This window comes from Bradyrhizobium agreste (genome assembly GCF_016031625.1).
GTDB lineage: Bacteria > Pseudomonadota > Alphaproteobacteria > Rhizobiales > Xanthobacteraceae > Bradyrhizobium > Bradyrhizobium agreste.
Genome location: NZ_JACCHP010000015.1, coordinates 1 through 2,500, shown reverse-complemented (window position 1 = coordinate 2,500; position 2,500 = coordinate 1). Strand labels below are relative to the sequence as shown.

The following is a 2,500-nucleotide window of genomic DNA, read 5'->3' as shown; positions in this document are numbered from 1 at the left end:
CTTCGTCTCGAAGGGCTCGCCTAGCCGAAGCAGCGAAGCGCGAAGGCTGGTGGGCCTGGGAAGACTTGAACTTCCGACCTCACGCTTATCAAGCGCGCGCTCTAACCAACTGAGCTACAAGCCCCTAACGCTATCCTTTTCAGGACTAGGGTCTTGCGTGCGCACACCGGCGACCAGCGCCGAATGCAATCGCACAGCGCAGCCCCGGCGCGTGTTCGTCCGCGAAGAAAGAGAAACGAAGACGGCGAAATCCCGCCAATGCAGCTCAACGATCTGGCGATCTGTTGGCCACTGATGTTTCTAAAACGGTTCGATAGAAGCAAGCTTCTGAAGAACCATCCTTAGAAAGGAGGTGATCCAGCCGCAGGTTCCCCTACGGCTACCTTGTTACGACTTCACCCCAGTCGCTGACCCTACCGTGGCCGGCTGCCTCCCTTGCGGGTTAGCGCACCGTCTTCAGGTAAAACCAACTCCCATGGTGTGACGGGCGGTGTGTACAAGGCCCGGGAACGTATTCACCGTGGCGTGCTGATCCACGATTACTAGCGATTCCAACTTCATGGGCTCGAGTTGCAGAGCCCAATCCGAACTGAGACGGCTTTTTGAGATTTGCGAAGGGTCGCCCCTTAGCATCCCATTGTCACCGCCATTGTAGCACGTGTGTAGCCCAGCCCGTAAGGGCCATGAGGACTTGACGTCATCCCCACCTTCCTCGCGGCTTATCACCGGCAGTCTCCTTAGAGTGCTCAACTAAATGGTAGCAACTAAGGACGGGGGTTGCGCTCGTTGCGGGACTTAACCCAACATCTCACGACACGAGCTGACGACAGCCATGCAGCACCTGTGCTCCAGGCTCCGAAGAGAGGGTCACATCTCTGCGACCGGTCCTGGACATGTCAAGGGCTGGTAAGGTTCTGCGCGTTGCGTCGAATTAAACCACATGCTCCACCGCTTGTGCGGGCCCCCGTCAATTCCTTTGAGTTTTAATCTTGCGACCGTACTCCCCAGGCGGAATGCTTAAAGCGTTAGCTGCGCCACTAGTGAGTAAACCCACTAACGGCTGGCATTCATCGTTTACGGCGTGGACTACCAGGGTATCTAATCCTGTTTGCTCCCCACGCTTTCGTGCCTCAGCGTCAGTACCGGGCCAGTGAGCCGCCTTCGCCACTGGTGTTCTTGCGAATATCTACGAATTTCACCTCTACACTCGCAGTTCCACTCACCTCTCCCGGACTCAAGATCTTCAGTATCAAAGGCAGTTCTGGAGTTGAGCTCCAGGATTTCACCCCTGACTTAAAGACCCGCCTACGCACCCTTTACGCCCAGTGATTCCGAGCAACGCTAGCCCCCTTCGTATTACCGCGGCTGCTGGCACGAAGTTAGCCGGGGCTTATTCTTGCGGTACCGTCATTATCTTCCCGCACAAAAGAGCTTTACAACCCTAGGGCCTTCATCACTCACGCGGCATGGCTGGATCAGGGTTGCCCCCATTGTCCAATATTCCCCACTGCTGCCTCCCGTAGGAGTTTGGGCCGTGTCTCAGTCCCAATGTGGCTGATCATCCTCTCAGACCAGCTACTGATCGTCGCCTTGGTGAGCCATTACCTCACCAACTAGCTAATCAGACGCGGGCCGATCTTTCGGCGATAAATCTTTCCCCGTAAGGGCTTATCCGGTATTAGCCCAAGTTTCCCTGGGTTGTTCCGAACCAAAAGGTACGTTCCCACGCGTTACTCACCCGTCTGCCGCTGACGTATTGCTACGCCCGCTCGACTTGCATGTGTTAAGCCTGCCGCCAGCGTTCGCTCTGAGCCAGGATCAAACTCTCAAGTTGGACTTGAACTTTGAACCGGCTGATCACAACGTTTGACGAGGTCCCACCATTATCGACCGAAGTCGATGAGCTGCCTGCGATTCACATCGCTGGCAACGATGGTGTTTCCTTTAAAACGTGTACCGCCGAAGTCTTTCGTCCGGTCTCGATCAGAAAAGCCGAAGCTTTTCAGAAGCGAGACCCGCAAGGACTCCGCCGTCCACGTTTCTCTTTCTTCATCTTCACTTGTCAAACAGCCCGAGACCGTGGAGGTCTCAACCTTCCTGAGAGGAAGGGTTCCGACACCCTTACCGACGATGGATGAACTCCAACCGACTGGTGTCGGCTGTTGTGTCACTCAACAAGGTGAGGAGCATCAGTGGCGCGTTCGCTCGCCTTGGTCAGTGACCCGGCGGCGCCGCGCTCAGTGGTTGGGTTTATAGGCCCCACCTTCCGGCCTGTCAACGCCAATCGTCAACAAATCGTCGCACAGTGGAGCACCGCAGAAATTCCAGTGATTCCAACCCATTAGCGAGGCAGCGAGGGCGACGGCAGGATCCGTCCGGCAAAAAATCTGAAAAAAAGTTTGCTCATCCGCGGGCTTCGGAGTGCGTCTTTGGGCCCTCCCCGGCGCCCTCGCTGCCTCGCTAATGGGTTGGAATCACTGGAATTTCTGCGGTGCTCCAC

At 56.2% G+C, this 2,500-nt stretch carries 1 tRNA gene and 1 rRNA gene; both read right to left on the bottom strand.

The annotated features are described in order from the left end of the window. Positions 1 to 47: 47 nt before the first annotated feature. Positions 48 to 124: transfer RNA gene (locus HZZ13_RS21705), tRNA-Ile, on the bottom strand. A 221-nt stretch (positions 125 to 345) separates the two neighbouring features. After that, positions 346 to 1,834 (bottom strand): 16S ribosomal RNA (locus tag HZZ13_RS21700). Between the last annotated feature and the right edge of the window lie 666 nt (positions 1,835 to 2,500).